Origin of the sequence: Bradyrhizobium septentrionale (genome assembly GCF_011516645.4) — a bacterium.
Classification (GTDB): Bacteria; Pseudomonadota; Alphaproteobacteria; order Rhizobiales; family Xanthobacteraceae; genus Bradyrhizobium; species Bradyrhizobium septentrionale.
This window is the reverse complement of sequence record NZ_CP088285.1, coordinates 5289495-5302343: the sequence shown is the minus strand read 5'-3', so window position 1 is coordinate 5302343 and position 12849 is coordinate 5289495. Positions and strand designations below refer to the sequence as shown.

13 protein-coding genes and 7 pseudogenes are annotated in these 12849 nt (G+C 60.7%); 7 read left to right on the top strand and 13 right to left on the bottom strand.

The genetic code is table 11. The annotated features are described in order from the left end of the window. Positions 1-462: 462 nt before the first annotated feature. A pseudogene (locus tag HAP48_RS27055) lies at positions 463-693 on the bottom strand (ABC transporter substrate-binding protein); the annotation flags it as partial. Between the two features lie 135 nt (positions 694-828). After that, positions 829-990, bottom strand: coding sequence for a hypothetical protein (locus tag HAP48_RS27050; RefSeq protein ID WP_224496621.1), 162 nt, complete (start codon positions 988-990; stop codon positions 829-831). 180 nt (positions 991-1170) lie between these two features. On the opposite strand from HAP48_RS27050, the gene HAP48_RS27045 reads away from it, so the two are divergent. The 3 genes from HAP48_RS27045 to HAP48_RS50920 all read left to right on the top strand — a co-directional run bounded on the left by HAP48_RS27045 (position 1171) and on the right by HAP48_RS50920 (position 2844). Then, positions 1171-1467, top strand: a complete 297-nt coding sequence (locus HAP48_RS27045; protein ID WP_166208679.1) for a hypothetical protein — start codon at positions 1171-1173, stop codon at positions 1465-1467. 301 nt (positions 1468-1768) lie between these two features. Continuing rightward, positions 1769-2644, top strand: a complete 876-nt coding sequence (locus tag HAP48_RS27040) for a carotenoid biosynthesis protein (protein ID WP_165128177.1) — start codon at positions 1769-1771, stop codon at positions 2642-2644. Continuing rightward, positions 2641-2844, top strand: coding sequence for a phosphoribosyltransferase-like protein (locus HAP48_RS50920; RefSeq protein ID WP_420869819.1), 204 nt, complete (start codon positions 2641-2643; stop codon positions 2842-2844). The genes HAP48_RS27040 and HAP48_RS50920 overlap by 4 nt, the downstream gene beginning before the upstream one ends. A gap of 118 nt (positions 2845-2962) precedes the next feature. Here HAP48_RS50920 and HAP48_RS27035 read toward each other — a convergent pair whose 3' ends face one another. The 5 genes and pseudogenes from HAP48_RS27035 to tnpB (HAP48_RS50910) all read right to left on the bottom strand — a co-directional run bounded on the left by HAP48_RS27035 (position 2963) and on the right by tnpB (HAP48_RS50910) (position 5693). Beyond that, positions 2963-3958, bottom strand: coding sequence for a tyrosine-type recombinase/integrase (locus tag HAP48_RS27035; RefSeq protein WP_420869909.1), 996 nt, complete (start codon positions 3956-3958; stop codon positions 2963-2965). A 33-nt stretch (positions 3959-3991) separates the two neighbouring features. Next, positions 3992-4207, bottom strand: a pseudogene (locus HAP48_RS50915) (integrase arm-type DNA-binding domain-containing protein); the annotation flags it as partial. A 44-nt stretch (positions 4208-4251) separates the two neighbouring features. Next, positions 4252-5036 (bottom strand): annotated as a pseudogene (gene tnpC / locus HAP48_RS27030) (IS66 family transposase); the annotation flags it as partial. Next, positions 5000-5419 (bottom strand): annotated as a pseudogene (locus tag HAP48_RS27025) (transposase domain-containing protein); the annotation flags it as partial. The pseudogenes HAP48_RS27025 and tnpC, both read right to left, overlap by 37 nt. Positions 5420-5474: 55 nt before the next feature. Next, positions 5475-5693, bottom strand: a complete 219-nt coding sequence (tnpB, locus tag HAP48_RS50910) for an IS66 family insertion sequence element accessory protein TnpB (RefSeq protein WP_224497084.1) — start codon at positions 5691-5693, stop codon at positions 5475-5477. 297 nt (positions 5694-5990) lie between these two features. Here tnpB (HAP48_RS50910) and HAP48_RS27015 point away from each other — a divergent pair, with 297 nt between their 5' ends. Genes HAP48_RS27015 through HAP48_RS50900 form a run of 3 tightly spaced genes read left to right on the top strand, consistent with a single transcriptional unit; the run spans position 5991 to position 7067 of the window. Next, a complete protein-coding gene (locus tag HAP48_RS27015; RefSeq protein ID WP_165128171.1) occupies positions 5991-6182 on the top strand; it encodes a hypothetical protein in 192 nt (63 codons plus the stop codon). Continuing rightward, positions 6160-6486, top strand: a complete 327-nt coding sequence (locus HAP48_RS50905) for a recombinase family protein (RefSeq protein WP_420869818.1) — start codon at positions 6160-6162, stop codon at positions 6484-6486. The genes HAP48_RS27015 and HAP48_RS50905 overlap by 23 nt, the downstream gene beginning before the upstream one ends. A gap of 8 nt (positions 6487-6494) precedes the next feature. Continuing rightward, positions 6495-7067 (top strand): hypothetical protein, encoded by a 573-nt coding sequence (locus tag HAP48_RS50900; protein WP_420869920.1) that lies wholly within the window; start codon positions 6495-6497, stop codon positions 7065-7067. Between the two features lie 30 nt (positions 7068-7097). Here HAP48_RS50900 and tnpB (HAP48_RS50895) read toward each other — a convergent pair. The 4 genes and pseudogenes from tnpB (HAP48_RS50895) to HAP48_RS26995 form a co-directional block, all read right to left on the bottom strand. Next, positions 7098-7247: pseudogene (gene tnpB / locus HAP48_RS50895) on the bottom strand (IS66 family insertion sequence element accessory protein TnpB); the annotation flags it as partial. A gap of 226 nt (positions 7248-7473) precedes the next feature. Beyond that, positions 7474-7860 (bottom strand): annotated as a pseudogene (locus HAP48_RS27005) (IS5/IS1182 family transposase); the annotation flags it as partial. A 173-nt stretch (positions 7861-8033) separates the two neighbouring features. Next, positions 8034-8174: pseudogene (locus tag HAP48_RS27000) on the bottom strand (IS5/IS1182 family transposase); the annotation flags it as partial. A gap of 28 nt (positions 8175-8202) precedes the next feature. Continuing rightward, positions 8203-8970 carry a Ulp1 family isopeptidase gene (locus HAP48_RS26995; RefSeq protein ID WP_224496620.1) on the bottom strand — a complete coding sequence of 256 codons (768 nt, stop codon included), beginning with the start codon at positions 8968-8970 and terminating at the stop codon, positions 8203-8205. A 396-nt stretch (positions 8971-9366) separates the two neighbouring features. Here HAP48_RS26995 and nopM point away from each other — a divergent pair, with 396 nt between their 5' ends. Then, positions 9367-11112 carry a T3SS effector NEL-type E3 ubiquitin ligase NopM gene (gene nopM / locus HAP48_RS26990; protein WP_175612291.1) on the top strand — a complete coding sequence of 582 codons (1746 nt, stop codon included), beginning with the start codon at positions 9367-9369 and terminating at the stop codon, positions 11110-11112. Positions 11113-11357: 245 nt separating this feature from the next. Here nopM and HAP48_RS26985 read toward each other — a convergent pair whose 3' ends face one another. Further along, a complete protein-coding gene (locus tag HAP48_RS26985; RefSeq protein ID WP_224496619.1) occupies positions 11358-12287 on the bottom strand; it encodes a relaxase/mobilization nuclease domain-containing protein in 930 nt (309 codons plus the stop codon). A 133-nt stretch (positions 12288-12420) separates the two neighbouring features. After that, the gene (mobC, locus tag HAP48_RS26980) at positions 12421-12657 is read right to left on the bottom strand and encodes a plasmid mobilization relaxosome protein MobC (RefSeq protein ID WP_224496618.1); all 237 of its coding nucleotides are present in this window, start codon (positions 12655-12657) and stop codon (positions 12421-12423) included. Between the last annotated feature and the right edge of the window lie 192 nt (positions 12658-12849).

The window sequence follows — 12849 nt, the reverse complement described above, 5'->3', positions numbered from 1 at the left end:
GCTCCGATGAACCGGAAGCCGAAGGCTTGACGGTCGCGAATGGGTACTATGAGCAGTCGCGCACTGGTCCGGAGTCCACAGCTTGTTGCTGCTCTTCGTGTCCGCAACGACCGCTTCCAATTGCTCTCGCGTCAACCAGGGTGCCCAGCATCGGCACCAACGGCGCACCGATCGCATCGGGTTACCCGGCGAGGCGAGGCAAGCATGATCGGCGCCCCACTGGAGTATCCGTCGGCCCCGTTCGTTTTGGGGCGGGACGTTCCAGCCAATATGCTCAAACCACCTTCTGGCTTCCTTTGGCTTCCTTCAAACGGCCCCGCGCAAACAGCACCGTCTTGTCGGGATCGGCATCGAGCGCCGACGGCGCCGAAGAGGAGAACGCGTCTTGAGAATTGCGATCAAGATCGCTAATTTCTGCGCAGCCGATGGTCGTCGGTGAACTCTCGATGAAGGCCCTATCGGTTGCCGACGCGGGGGCAGCACCGGCCTGGTCTCCTTGGTTCCGGCGGCCTTCACCGCGTTGAGGTAGTGCAGGGTGGCGTTGTAGGTCGCTGCCTGGTTCATCGTCGGCATCCGCTTCATGCGCTCGAAGAAGCGCTTGCCGAAGGCGCGAGTGCGGTCGTTGAGATCCCAATAGTAGGCCTCGGTGATGACCAGACCCTGCGCGAGCTTCAGCCCGAGGCTGTGGATGTCTCGTTCGTCGGAACGTCGCTTTCATTTGATGGACTGAAGTTTGCGGAGCCGATCAAGGCGCACGAGCACGCCGCGCAGCTTTCTGGGGATTTCGCGAACTTTTTGCGAGAAGCTGGAATGGGCGCCATCCAAACTTCAATGGAGGACATAGATCCCGATAAAAAAATAGAACTGCATGCCGAAGCTCGCGAACATCTCCTGGGTCGCAGTGGCCAGCACCACGGCCAGCAGGGCGACCACGAACGTCGACAACGACCACGGCCGCAGCTTCAGAATGTAGTCATTGCCCTTGCGCATCGAGACGTCCCGGCCTCCGCGAGTTCCGGGAAGGTAGCCGAGGAGGCTCGCGAATAAAACACCGTAGGACTCCGTGGGGGCGGCGTTCTGTTCGATACCGTGAAAAGGAACCGGCCCGGTCAAGCCCCTGCCGCATTGTCGCGCTTATTGCATTGCGGCAAGGTGATTGGGGACAGCACGATGCTGGAGCTTCTGATTGTCGTTCTCGTCGCCGGGATCGGGTTCGCATCGGGATATGGCGTCCGCGAGTTGATCTCGCGCCGCCGGCGCCGGTCACCGCCGCGCGTTCACGCGCCGAAGGCGCGGGCCGCCAATGACGACATCTCCGCGCGCGGCCGGTATCGGCCGACCGGCACGCAACAGGCCGATTACGCCACTCCGCCCGACGAACTCGACGGCGCCGTTCGCGATCTGCTCGGCGAACTCAGCCGGCGCACCGCCAAGCCGTCATCGGCACCGCACCGCCGCCGGCAATGAGGGGAATGCGGGGCGAACGGCGGTCAGACCACCGCTGCGCTGATCGATCTGCTGAAGGAAGAGGAAATGGTGGACGCACAAGGGATCGAACCTTGGACCTCTCCCCGTGTGAAGGCTGCGGGTCTGCTTTTTACGCTAATAAAATCAATTGTTTAGTAGTGAGGTCGTGCCCGGGGCACGGGAAATGCACGGCCGTACGCTAACTGGACATCGCAGCTCGTAGTCCGATCCACGCAGATTGCAGTGTTGAAAATGAGCCAATAACGTTGCCATTGATCGCTCGCTCAACGGATCACACACAATGACACCAGACAACGTGGCGCGCAGTCGACACGCCGCGCAGCAGGATACCGTGCTTTGGCTGTTCGTCGCTGGTATTCTTGCTGCCGCAATCGGGTTTTCCTGGAATCCAACTCCGTTCGCGCAAGCGCTCGCGGTAGTTTTCATTGCCTGCGCACTAGCCCACGCCGCCCTTGCTTATGGGGCGCGACGCGCCTTGATTCTGTTCGTTGCTTGCAATGCAATTTCGTTTGCGATGGAGAACCTCGGCACCGCCACGGGCTTTCCATTCGGCGTCTATCATTTTGAGGTCGGTGCGGGTCTACCGCATGTCGGCCTCATTCCGATCGTCGTCGGACCCCTGTGGTTCGGCGCGGGCTATTTTTCGTGGACGGTCGCGTCTGTTCTGCTTGATGGCGCCGACCATCAGCTCGATCGTCCTTTCAACTTGATCGCCCTGCCCGTCGTCGCGGCGTTCGTGATGACTCAATGGGACCTTGTGATAGATGCCCCCAACGCAACTATCGCCAAGGTCTGGATATGGCACAACGGCGGCGGTGTGTTCGGTGTTCCTCTTACCAACTATGTTGGCTGGCTTCTCACCTCATGGCTGATTTTCCAGGTCTTCGCGCTCTACCTGCGCCGCAGCGACCTCCGGCCGTATTCAAAGCTGAGCCTCAAGCTGCCGGCGATCGGTATCCTGTTCTATGTAGGCGCCGGCCTTACTCACATCGTACCCTGGGTAATGGGACAGACAGGCGAAGCCGTGGACGCCAGAGGGTATGGCTGGCAGGTCCACGACATCCGCGAAGCCACCGTCGCAATCCTGCTGTTAACGATGCTCTTCACCGCGCTGTTGGCAGCGCTGCGCCTACTGCGCCGGACGAGTCAAAAATGAGCCATGGCGTGGAATTTTGGCTCACAATTTTAGTTAAAAACGCGCTCGGCTACGGAAACTCAGAAGGCCGTACAGTCACGCTATGGAACGTTTCAACCTCTACGTTCACTGCGTTATGGTGCCCGGGCGTTGTTGATGGCGAGCCTTGGTTTCCACTTTTTATTCGCCGCGGTTACGCCGGTCGTCTCATCGTAGCCTAATAGCTGGCATATTTTAAAGGCTTCACCCTTTCGGTATTGCTCCCTACTCGGTGCGCAGCGAAGTCCGTGCGCCGGCCTGCTTTGAGAGGCGAATAACGAATAAGGGGTCTGACGCCGTCTAGTTGTAGCTGTGCATCTTCCATCGAGCGGCCTTGCGTCGAAAGGGCGTCACCGTCGGCGGCCGTTTGCCGTCTAATGCCGCTGCAATTTGGCCTGCAATTGATTCTGATGCTCGCCGAAGCGGATCATTGTCAAGGTGTGCGTACCGCGCCGTAGTGACCGCTTGCGTGTGGCCAAGCAGCCGGCCAATGATTGGCAATCCTAGCCCGCTACCAGCACCGAAACTTGCGTAGGTGTGCCGCAAGTCGTGAAGCCGAACACCGGTTAGGCCGGCCCTTTTGGTGATGGCACCCCACGGCCGTTTCAGATCGTGGCGTGGCATTTCCGGGTCGTCGCCGGGAACGACATAGGGCCCAATCCACTCTAGATTGTTCAGTACAGAAAGGGCTGGCGCGTTTAGAATGACCGTTTTTCGGCCACTCTTGCTGTCAGGCAGAAACAAACAGCCGCGCTCAATATCTACATGTTGCCACCGCAGATGCAGGATTTCCCTCAAACGGCAGCCGGTAAATAGGAGGAGCCGCAGCGCGGCCGCGGCAGACGGTGCGATCCGGGTAGAACGCTTCTCCTTTGCGACATGTTTGGCAGTAGGTTTCGTTTCATCCACCGTCCAAGCAATGCCGACCGTTTCCGCTTCCCGAATAGCACCTCCAATGCGCTCAAGTTCATCGCTAGTCAGGAAACGTTCGCGGCGGCTTTCCTTAAATTTTTCGATGCCGCGCGCCGGATGGGTGCCTTCGGCGACGATGTCGGTCCGAGCTGCGAAGGCGTACATGCTACCAACCACCGCTAAAACACGGTTGGCCTGGAAGGGCGTCTCGGCGAGCGAGGAGTGCAGCTTGCTGACCTGTACCCGCGTCAGCTTGTCGGCCTTAGCGGTGCCCAAGGCCGGCTTAACAATGCGGTCCAAGACGTCCCGGTAGAACTCTGCCGTCCCGTCCTTGCGTTTCGCTCGCACGTGGTCAACCATGAAACGGTCGACCAATTCAGCCACCGTGGGCGTTCCCCGCTCAGTAGTTTTCTGGCCCGCCGGATCGTGCCCATGTGCCACAGCCCCCAAAATAACCTTGGCGCGCGTTCTAGCCCGCTCAGGCGCGATTTTTCCAACCGCCGCGATAGTGTAACGCCGCATGGGCGCCCCGCGGCCGGCGCCCGCCCTATAAACCACCACGTAGGATTTCGCGCCGGTTGGGCGCACTCGTTCACCCAAATCCGGGCGCCAGATATCCGTTTCTCGAACCACGGCTTTAACGCGGCTATGATGGGCAGCGAGTGCTCCTTGCGCGCGGCCAGCCGGATGTCCGGCGATGAGCCGCGGACCATGGCTTCGATGGCGTAAAGTTGTGCGATGTGCCGAACGGCGGCCTCGGCGATCGGCGATTTGGTGTTACGGGCCAATTTGACGAAGCGCCGGCGCAATGGCTCCAGCAATGCACGAGCGTCCACGGCCCTTGCGGTCGAGCGACTTCGGTTAGCCGGTCATAACCTTCATAGGCATCGCACTGCAGGAAGCGTCCGCAAAAGCCATCCAGGAACTGCTCCGCAAAGGCACCGCTGCGACCGGGGGCATATCGGAACAGCACGATCGGCGGACTTGGGCCGCTGTGGCCTCGATCGTCGGAGACGATCGCCCAGAAGTAGCCCTTCTTCGTTTGGCCTCGCCCGGGATCGAGCACCGGCGCCGTGGTTTCGTCCATGAACAGCCGATCCGCCATGGCCAGGCGGCGGCGCATGTGGTTCGCGATGGGCTGAAGATGGAAGCAGGCGCGGCCGGACCAGTTGCCCAGCGTCGCCCGATCAAGCCGGATGCCCTGGCGCGCATAGATCTCGGCCTGACGGTAAAACGGCGTATGGTCGCCAAACTTGGAGACGATCACGTGCGCAATGGCCGCTTCGGTCGGCAGCCCGCTGGGCACGACGCGCTCCGGTGCGCGCGCCTGCACGACAGGGCCCGAGCAGTGGCGACAGATGTATTTCGGGCGGCGCGTGACCAACACCGCCATTGCGCCGGGATCACGTCGAGGCGTTTGCTGACGTCCTCGCCGATCTTCGTCATGGCGCCGCAACCGCACGGACAGAGCGTGCTCGCAAGCTCGATGATCCGTTCCACCCGCGGCAAATGGGCAGGCAAGCAGCCGCGATTGCGATGAGAACCTTGATCCGGCACGCTCCGCGATCGGCCCTTGATCACAGCCTCGGCTCTCTCCTGCGCCGCGTCCAGGATGCCTTGCGCGATCTCCACGTCTTCCAGCGGTAAGTGATACTGATCTGGCCGCAGCTTCTCGGACGTCGCGCCGAACTTCTCGCGTCGCAATTCGCCGAGAATGACCTCCAACCGACGCCGCGACTCTTCCGACGTCGCCAGCGCCGCCTGATGCTCGCTCAAGGCCGCTTGCGTTTGCGCCAAAAGCGCTTTCAGTTGTTCATTTTCGTCGCGTAGTGCCGCGATGCTCATGCGCTATTTCGAGCACATCGTCGCCGCGCGTGCCACGTTCAAAATAGCTTCCGAGTCATTCTGCCGCAGTTATCCAGCGACCTGTGGACGCCGCGCTTCTATCCAGCCCCTCGAACAGGGCTGCGAACATCGCCGGCGATATGCGCATCACGCCGTCTGCGATCGTTGGCCAAACGAACTTGCAACCTTCGAGACGCTTGTGCACCAACACCAGGCCCGTTCGATCCCAGACCAAAATTTTGATCCGGTCCGCCCAACGCCCGACATTCTGCATACAGTCTTCGAAGCGCGACAATCGCATATCCGTGGCATCCCCTTTTTGGACGAACGCTTCAAGTCGCACCGTTCCGACGCGGCAAGGATTTGAAGTGCATCTACACGGAGGAACGCCGTGGGTTTAGTCGTGAGGTACCCAACTGGATTGACAAAAGCTATCGCTCCGGCATGGCGCTTGGACCGCCGCAGGTCAGTATTGAGGGGCTCAACGAACTTGCCGTTGTTCTGAAGCTTCTCGGAACGAATCAGGCGTCGAGCGCACGATCCCGTCCTTCGGTGAAGAGGGAGAAGGGACGTGCGGAGAAAAAGCCAATATCGCGAGCCGATGCAGCTGTGTCTGGATCTGGGTCACCGGATTCCCCAGAACCCGCTGAGCGCCAATCCCAAAGGTCTGGTCCAGGCGCTCGCTGATCTGTTGCTGGAAGCGGCGGGCGTCCAGACCGCTCAGATGCCGGGAGGTGACCATGAGTATCAAGATCACGCCTGATCACCTCAGCCGCACCGCCGTCGTCTATGTTCGCCAATCGACAATGTCCCAAGTCACGGGGAATCTCGAAAGCCAGCGGCGGCAATATGACTTGGCAAAGGCCGCGGAAACCACCGGATTTAAGTCGGTGACGGTCATTGACGACGATCTTGGCCGCTCAGGTTCCGGCAGCACTCAGCGGCCCGGATTTGAGCGGCTTGTGGCGATGGTGTGCTCGGGCGATGTCGGTACCGTCTATTGCATCGAGGCATCGCGGCTGGCGCGCAATGGACGCGACTGGCATCACTTGAGCTTCTCGGACTGAAGGGGACGATGTCGGAGTATGAGCTGAGCCTGCTTCGCCAACGTGGAATCGCCGCTCGAGCCTCCAAGGCCCAGCGCGGCGAGTACCGCTTCATGCTACCACCCGGATTTTGTTGGAGTGAACTCGGCAAGATCGAAATCGATCCCGACGAACATGTGGCGGGAGTGGTTCGACGCGTCTTCACGAAGTTCCGCGAGCTCGGCAGCGCCCGGCAGGTCTTTCTTTGGCTGCGCGCTGCCGACATCAAAATGCCTGTGGTCCTGAGGAATGTTCAAATCTACAAGCTCAGCTGGAAAGCGCCAGCCTATCACGAATACGACCCCGCGTCATCCGACGGCAAAATGATCAGCCTCGCGAAGGCTGCGGTCCACTTTGGAATTTGCGTCGGATCTGCAAAGAGCCTGGTTCTGAAGGGCATCTTGCCGGCAACACAAGCAATCAAGGGCTCGCAATGGTTGGTCCCCGTCGACACGCTGAGTTCGGAAGCAGTACGCATAGCGGTGCAGCGCGTGATCGAACGTCGACCGAAAAACTACATTGATTATCAATACGATAAGATGATCCGTCTGCCCGGAATCTGACAAAGGGACGTACAATGAAACGAGCTGTGCTCGTTTCGATCGGAACACGAAGGCTGCGCCGCTGAACGGGTCGAGACGAAGCATCTCCTGCACCTTCGCCGCAAGCCCATCGTGGCCACAGCGGAAGTCGATCGGCCGCGTCGCGATGTAAATCTTCAGATCGGCAACGGCCGCGATCATCGTGACGCGCGCACTGCGCGGATCACCCGGGACAGCTGCTCGCCATCTATGGCTGTGTCCGTCCGCAGCACGACATCGCCGATCGCGATCTCAAGCTTGATCGCCGGAACCTGACGCTCCTCCAACGCGCTTTCCACGACCAGCGGTGCGAATGTCGACTGCGATGCCTCGCACGGCGCCAACATGCCTCGCGGGTGAGCCTTGGTGTATGTCGTCCGGCAACGTCGGTGAGTGTCTCGGTTCGGTCGATGACGTCCCGCAGAGTGTGACCGTCGTAAGGGTTATCGGGCAGCGCCTTGGCGTGCAGCACGAACTGGCCGCCGGGAGCAGGCCGGTTGTTGGTGACGATGGAAGCCTTCACGCCGAACTCGTAAGGCGCGCTGGCCTTGCCCTTGCCGATGCACTCCACCTCGGGGGCATGGAAGGAATACAGCTTCCAGCCGCGCGGGCGCTGCTGCTGCGAGCGGTTCTGCGTGGCCCGGCTCAACGAGAGTGCGAACGCCACTTCGAGCGCATCCTGGCCTTCGATCTTGCGGCGGATGTCGCGGATGATCCGGCCCAGGCGGCTGCGCAGGATGCGCAACTGCCGCTGGTGCCGCTTGAACGTAAGCGCGACTTTCTCGTCACATTGAATCTCGCATAGAATCAGTCGGCCCCTACGAGAGCCAGTGGATTCGCTGCTGGACGAGAGATTATGTTATATCAGGCCGGGTTTTCGGCGCTGCGGCTTTTGGGGAAGTTGAGACGGAGTAGATCTTCAATATCGTCGTCGTCGCGGCGCGTCGGTTAAGAAGCCGATTTGAGTGGTGTGCGGTGGCTGGTGACTGAGAAGAAGGCAGCCAGGAAGAGGTACCAAAGAGCCCTTAGCCAGGCGAGGATGTGGCGGAAGTTGTAACCGACGGCGGAGAGGATGACGTTGGCGGCATCGTCGACGAGCTATCCGCGCACGGCGACATCAGCCCCTGAGTCGGTTCTGCAGTGCCTGCCGATTGGCAACGAGGTCGCTGAAGTTCAGCAGGTGTGGTTCCCGTCCTTGCTCCAATTGCCTAACCAGCGCCCGCGTGCCGTCCACGACAAAGACGCCGCAATCATAGCCGTTCCGCTGCCGGGCCATGCCGGCTGGCTCCAGGCGGAGGTCCAGCTGACCTGCGAGATGTTCTGCATCCTTGTTGTTGAGTCCGCCGTAGGAATCGTAGTGATAGGCGACCGGCCGGCCCCGGTCGCTGCGATCAACGAACAACAGCGACCAATGGTTGCCGAGGCTATTAGGATCTTCAGGATCGGCATTAATCACGGGCAGGAACAGGAAGTCGGCTGCATCATTACCATTATCATCATCGACGATGCGCTGGAATTCGGTTCGCACGACGCCATCGTGGTCAGAGCGCAGATAATTTAGGACGATGAGGGGATTCACGAATCGCGTCCGGGCGGCGAGATTTGGATGGTACCTCTGCAAATCCTGCTCCTGGAGCCGGCAATCCCTGTCGATATGCTCGTCGCCCAGCCATTCCGTGTCCTGGAGCACCAGCCCGCGGCCGTGAGACGAGGCTGTCGGATCTAAAGCCCCGATCTGAGCATCAGCGGAGGTGCTCGGAAACGGCCGTACAGAATTAGCATCGTCGCGTGATTCGGACGGCGTGGGCGCAGTCAGATCAACCAATGGAAAACCGCGGTAGGTGCCTGAGCGAGCCCTGGCAGCGGGCGCCGGCGCTGCTTCCATTGCGGAGGACCTCCTCAAGCCCCGAAATAAGGCGAGCATCCTCGGAATAAAGAGGCGGGCTTACTTCTGTCACCGCTGGCAACCGAGCGACCCGGGGTTCTGCAGCGACACTCGTCAGCTGATCGACAGGTAGGCCTGCTACGGGCAGAACGCTGCCACGTTGACGGTCCTCCGGGACTTAATCTGGTCAACGAAATGGCAGGAAGCCTCGCAGCAGTAGCGATCCATTTGCCGCGTTTGGGCTCATGTGAACCTGTACCGGCTCGAGTCGGGCGGGAGCCGCAGCGCACGTGCGCTGGCTCTCGAATGATGCTGGCTCTCGAATGATCATGACAACCAGCCTGCTTCGCGACCTTGAGAAGCGGGGGCATTCTTGTTCTGACGATGGAGAAATTGATGAACACAGGACAGGCACAGTGGAGTGCAGGTTCTTCCTCGGACGCTTCTGAAGAGGGGGAGCAGGAAAGTTACCTCAGCGGCTTCAGCCGAGCCGTGGCGGATTTGGTCGAAGCCATGACAGGATATCGGACCCCGGCCTCCGCGCGCGCGCAGATCCTCGACAACTGGGTTGCCGAAGAGGGGCAGGGCGAAGCCGAGAATCGGCGACAGGGGCGCACACGAATTAGGGGTTCGGACAACGCGGGCTCGCACTTGCTGGATTTGTCCTCCCTCTCCCTGACCGCTTTGCCCGCCGCCCTGCCGCCAAGATTGCTTGAACTGCGCGCCAGGCACAACGAGCTAAGCAGCCTGCCCTCTAGCTTCCCACCCGGTCTTCAGCATCTTCTCATTAGCCATAACCGGTTGACCAATTTGCCGGACGCTCTTCCGGCGACCCTCTCTCGGCTGGAGGTGGCCGATAACAGCTTGACCAGTCTGCCGGCCAACCTTCCGGCTGGGCTCGAGATCCTGAACGCAAGCGACAACCGACTAACTAGCCTGCCGGACGCTCTCCCGAGCAGGCTCACCTCGCTCGCGGTTAGTGGCAATCAGCTTACCGACCTCCCCGACTCCCTCCCATCGGGGCTTATTGAACTCGATGTCAGCAGCAATCAATTGGCCAACCTCCTCGCCCCCCTTCCGAGCACGCTCCAATCACTCAATCTCAGCGGTAACCGGCTGACCAGCCTGCCTGAGGATCTTCTTGAGGGTCTTGTACCGAATCTTAGTCTCAGCTACCCGCATTTGGAGAACCTCGAGTTCGGGGATAACCCGCTGCCGGACGACGTCCTCGCTAATCTGGCGGCGGCTGAAGCGCCACCTCAGCTTGCGCAGCAATCTCTATATGAGGCTGCCGCGCACTGGCTGGGAGACGCCCCCTCGGCACTGGCCGAATGGCTGCACTTTGCGGATGAGCCCGGCGCCCAGGACTACGCACGGTTCCTAGAGAGGCTACGAGAGACCGTTAACTATGGCAATCACGAGTTTCGGCAGAGAGTGGCTGATGATCTGCGGCAGGCGGCGGCCAATCCGAGATTGCGCGAGCAGTTTTTTGCACAGGCTTCCGAGGCCAACGCGAGCTGCGAGGATCGAGTTACCTTGCACTGGAACGGTATGCAGACCGCGCGCCTCAACGCTGATGTCGAGGGCGGCGTCTATGACGATCGTCTTGGCGAACTGATCCAGCGCGGCCGTGTTGCGTTCCGCTTGGAGGCGCTTGATGAGATCGCGCGCGACAGGGTCAACTCGCTCCTCAGCCTCGACCCAGACATAGACGACGTGGAAGTCTACTTGGCCTATCAACATCGGCTGCGCGAGCCGCTGGAGCTCAGTCACGTCGCCCCTGACATGCGCTTCCTGGCGGTCTCTCGCGTAAGCGAGGATGATGCGACGGAGGCACTGGACCTGGTCCGGGAGCGGGAAGCGAACCAATTCACCGACTATATGGCAACCCGCTGGCAACCTTGGGAGACGGTGCTGAGGCGCATCGCACCGGACGAACATGCAGCGATGCAGGACCGGCTCGTCGAAGCCATGGGCGAAGAGTTTCAAAGCCGTCTGGATCAGCGACTGGCCGAACATGGTCTGGTAGGCGACGTCGATGCCGAGCGGGTGCTCGGAGCCCAAGTCCGAAACCAAATCGCTGGCGAGATAAAAGGCGAGGTCATGCACCGGCTGCTCGCAGAGCGTGGCCTAGAACAATGAGACTTCCCAAGAGTCCCGCAGGGATATTTTCATTGCTCTGTGGGGCTGCCTCAAGATGGATCCTGCAATCGACATCATCCTTGAGCTGACGATTGGCGCTCGAGCGAGAGGCTGAGGCGCGGCCCGTTGAGGCAGCACGCATCTACCGCCGTGAAGATCGCACGGTGTGCGGCAGCGTGAAATGGTCGGCGTGCAGCCTGTCAATCGGCGTTCAAATTGAACGCCGATTGACATCCTACGCTCGCTCATCTGGTCCGGTCATTGCCTCTTGTTTGGTGGCGCCCCTCTGCATCGACGCCCTGCTCCGCGCCGCGGCGGCGGGTATTGGCAAGCTCCGAAAGCTCATTCTTCAGCGCATGCCGACGGGTTTCGACAGCAGGCATGTCGTTGACGAATTGCCGAATCTGGCGCGAGAGGGCGTGATCTGCTGCCGCTCCAGAGCGCTTTAGCTCGGCGGCATAGTCGAGATATCGCTGCCGGATCGCATCCTGACGTGACATAATCTTTTCGTCCCAAGGATGTTTCACAACCTTGCCGCCCCTCACCTCCGAAAGCACATCCGTGCGGGCGAATCGGTCGACATCGGGCCTGATCTTTCGCTTGCGCAAAGCGAGCACCGGCCCGCGATCAGCCTTTCGAACCCGTCCGCGGGTTCGCCGCGGCGTTGCCTCCGTCGCAATCCCGCGAAGCCGGAGCTCGCCAGCAAACCGCTCCCGCCAGGCCTGAAGATCCGCCTTGCGAGGGTTGAGGCGCTTGCCGTCATGGCCAAGCGACCGAACGGTCAAGTGCACGTGGGGATGCTTGTCGTCGAGGTGCTGGACGAAGACGTCGTCGTGATTGCCATCGAACGTCTCGATCGCAAACGCCCGCGCCGAATCCTTGACCGCAATCGCGTCAGTTCCCGCCGGCATAGACAGAATGATGTTGATCGAAAGCGCCCCATCGCGGCGGCGCTTGTCGTCAAGAACAGCATCATCCTCCCATCGTTGCTGCAGATCCTTCAATCTAGACCGACCCGTCAGTGACGCGCCCTGCTCTGTTTCCGCATCGAGTTCGCCGTTTCGCGTGATGTATGCGAGGTGCGATTTGAGATGAGCCACGCTCTTGGTCCGGCCGGTGATTTTGACCATCACCTCTGGCGCTCGGCGCACGATGCGTTCGAGCTTGGCACGCATCGCCGGCGTAAGGCGACCGGGTCGGGGATATCCCACTCGGCCCGCCGAGGGCGCCGATTGGGCGTTTCCCAGACGTACGAGATCGGCGGAAGTTCGGGGGCCAAGTCGCGCGACCGAGGGGAGGAGCACCGACTCATCGCCGCCCATCCCAATAATCCGCATTCCCATGCAGCGCATCACGTAGCCGCGCGAGTTCAGTTTCAATGACCAATTTGGCCTCTCGAATTGCGAGAAAATCAGGCTCAACCGCCCTGCCCTGCAACACACTGGTGTTTGCCGCACGCGCGATCTGGTTGATGTTGCCGCCGATCCGGTTGAGCTCGCGAACGATCGCGCGAAGCGCTTCATGCTCGTTCGGGGAATGCTGCACTGGCGACCCCAATCGTGAGCGCACCAGGCGACGATCCAGCCGGTCCGCGTCATGCCGCGCTGATGTGAAACCTCCGCGAGCTGCCGCATCTCGCTCTCGCGGAATCGTACCGTCACCTTCTCCGGCCGTCCGACCGGCAACGCCAATATGCGCGGCGCTGGCGCAGCTAGGGCATCAGCAATCAGACGCCGC